2 protein-coding genes are annotated in these 3,159 nt (G+C 26.3%); both read right to left on the minus strand.

The genetic code is table 11. The features are described from left to right. Positions 1-143: 143 nt before the first annotated feature. Positions 144-2,930, minus strand: coding sequence for a VWA domain-containing protein (locus KJQ97_RS09050; protein ID WP_214120639.1), 2,787 nt, complete (start codon positions 2,928-2,930; stop codon positions 144-146). Next, the coding region (locus KJQ97_RS09055) for a hypothetical protein (protein ID WP_214120640.1) at positions 2,927-3,159 on the minus strand (233 nt) is incomplete at its 5' end. The genes KJQ97_RS09050 and KJQ97_RS09055, both read right to left, overlap by 4 nt.

The raw sequence follows: 3,159 nt of genomic DNA on the forward strand, positions 1-3,159 counted from the left end.
ATCTTCTAACTCTACTAAAAGTGGTTTAAATTCGTGTGTATCATCATCAAATTTTTTAAAAATTTTAAACATATTTTACCTAATTAATATATTTTTTAAATACTTAAATAATAATTACCCTAAATTAATTTAGGGTAATTTACTTAATTCCAAGCACTCATATAGATTTGATTTAATCTATCATCGTTTATATGATTAATATTATGAATATCTATGCCGTTATTTTTAGCAAATGCACTAGTTTGCTCTATTAGTTTATCTATTGTTTTTGTATTGATGAATTTATTATCATCAAGTTCTATTGTGTTTATTTGATTGTGATAGCCAAATTTCCAAGCAAAGTGATGTGCTACTCTTATGCTATTTGTATCATCATCTTTAAACTTTATTAGCAGGTCTTTACCATCTTTTATTAAAAATATTTCATCAGCTTTTAAATTTTGTAATTTTAAAGCATCTTGCCCACCATCATCATAGATTAAATCATTTCCATCACCTTTTCTATAAACATATATATCATTACCAAATCCACCATATAACTTATCATCTCCTTTACCACCGATTAAAGTATCGTTTCCTAATTTGGTTGATATAATATCGTTTTTATTACTGCCTATTATTACATCATCTTTATAAGATGTGCTTATATTGCTTGCATTATCTTGATAGGCTACTGCAAATGTTGATGTAGCAAAATTAGAAAAGCTAAAATCTTTTTCTTTTAAGAATACTATTGCTTCTTTGTTTGCTTGCATACTTACGCTTCTTTTGATAGCTAGTTCATCTAATGTAACATCACTAAAGCTTATGCTACTAATTTTACTTTCATTATTGGTATTATAAAAATCTTTTATTGTTACGCTATTATCTTTATTAAGTGTAATTTTTAAATCATTTAAATCTTTTTTAAATCTTACATCTTTATAGCTTACATCTTTAAAAATAATTGTATTTTTATCAATATTATTTAAATTGCTTTCTATTATGGTATCGTTACCAAAATTAAGCCCAGTAAATGTATAAGTATCGCTTCCAGCCTTACCTACTAGTGTATCATCTCCACCAAATCCATTAAGACTATTATCCTTATCATTGCCTTCTATCACATCATTACTTGAGGTTCCTATATTGCTTAATTCAAATAAAGCATCGCTAAGCTCTTCACTTGAATTTGAATTAAAATACATTCCATTAGTATTTTTAGCTAAATCTTTAAAATGCTCAAACTCATTACGAATAGCTATAAAATTAATTTTTACTGAATTATCTTCGTATTTATTGGTATTATTTGCATTTCTTAGACCTGCTACATAAAAAATTTTAGCTCTACCTTCTACTTCATCTCTTCTATGATTATCATCTCCAGGCTCATCTGTCATTACATACACTTCTTTACTCAAGTGATTATTTGGTGTAAAACGACTCATTCCTTCTAAGATAGCTGCCATAGTGTATTCTGTGCCACCATATTGCAAATTAACACTATTTATTCCACCTAAAAAACCTTGATAATCAGTGTAAGTTCCAATTGTTTTTATATCATTATCATTATAAGTAACTATTGATATTTTAGAATAAAAATTTTCTTTAAAGATATTACTAGCTATAATCTTTGCATTTGCTTTGCAAGTTGCTATATCATCTCCCATAGAACCTGTTGTATCTATTACTATAGCTACTTCTTTGCCTGGATTATCCTTTAAATTAATATTTAAAAATCCATCTTCGCTTTTTTTAAAATTGCGTATTGTTATACTACTATCGCCTTTAGTTACTATTAAATCATTATTGTCTTTAAGCTCATATGTAATACTTGTATCTTTAGCATCTATATATGCTTTCCTATCTTCATCATAAGAACCACCTTCTAATGTAGAGCCATTAAATACTACTTGACCTTTGCCATCCTTATCGTCTATTGTAACTTTACCATTACGAACATAATAAATATCATTACCGCTTATATCGCTAATCTTATGCTCTCCACCATCAATGATAATCAAATCATTTTTATTTAAATTTGTATTTTCACCTAATTTATTATGGGTATTATCAAGCAATATAATATCCCCACTAATTTGATTTTCATTAGTAAAATGTTTAAGGGTTGTAGAGATTTGGCTTTTAAAACTATTTTTGTCTTGATAAGCTTCTCCTATTTTCTTACCATCATTTTCACTAGGTTCTTCTATGCTGGTTTCTTCTCCGATTATTTTATCTTTATAGTCAGCATACATTCTAACTACTTTCATATGATATTCTTCATCTACATTGCCATCAGGATAAAGCCCAAAAAAATCTGAAGTTCTTATTCTTCTTTGTGCAATTCCATAACCACTAGTTTTTCGTGATTTCCCGCCATTAGAATTATATCTTATCTCAAACCAAGCTCTAGCTCTATCACCTTCTTCAATAGCTTTAGATAAACCAGGTCCTATTAATTTTTTACCCCCATTGTACGCTAAATCAATAAGAGTTATTAATTCTTTGCTATCTTTTAGATATTTATACATTTCTTCACTAATTCCTTGATTAGGATTATTACTTGTTTTAATAATCATTTTTTTATAATCTGGCAATATAGTATAAAAAAGTTCTTTTGCTTCTTTTTCGTTAGTTAGTTTTATGCTATTTTTATTGTTATAATACTTTTCAATAATACGTTTGCCTTCATCTTTAGACTTTACTTTAGATAAAGCAGATATTAAATTATTAAAATCATTAGCTTGTTCATTGCTAACATTAAGTTTGATTGTTTTAAAATGTTCTCTCCAAGTATTTTTATGAGAAATTAATTCATAACCAACACCAATTGTAGGTCTAAGTTTACTATCAAGATAAACTTTTACATCAAAACCTTCATTATTCTTAATATTATTATATAATTCACTACTAAAGTTTTTTACCCTATGTAAACCACTTAAACTCATTTTTTCTCCTTTTTTAGATTTATTTCACAGCCAAAAATTTTAAATTTATTACATCTATCAATAGTTTTTTCTGAATATGGTTGATAAATTACATTAGATACCATATCTAAAATATCAATAAAAGTTATACTATAATAATTGTCATATCTAATATGATTTAAATTATTAAATTTATGATAATTTAAAATATAATCACTATCCTTATACTCTATAATAACAGTTTCTTTTG

This window comes from Campylobacter sp. 2018MI01 (genome assembly GCF_018501205.1).
Classification (GTDB): domain Bacteria; phylum Campylobacterota; class Campylobacteria; order Campylobacterales; family Campylobacteraceae; genus Campylobacter_E.

What these genes read in the sequence shown, in the direction of transcription:
- KJQ97_RS09050 (WP_214120639.1), bottom strand. Translation starts at nt 2,930, where the DNA reads ATGAGTTTAAGTGGTTTACATAGGGTAAAAAACTTTAGTAGTGAATTA.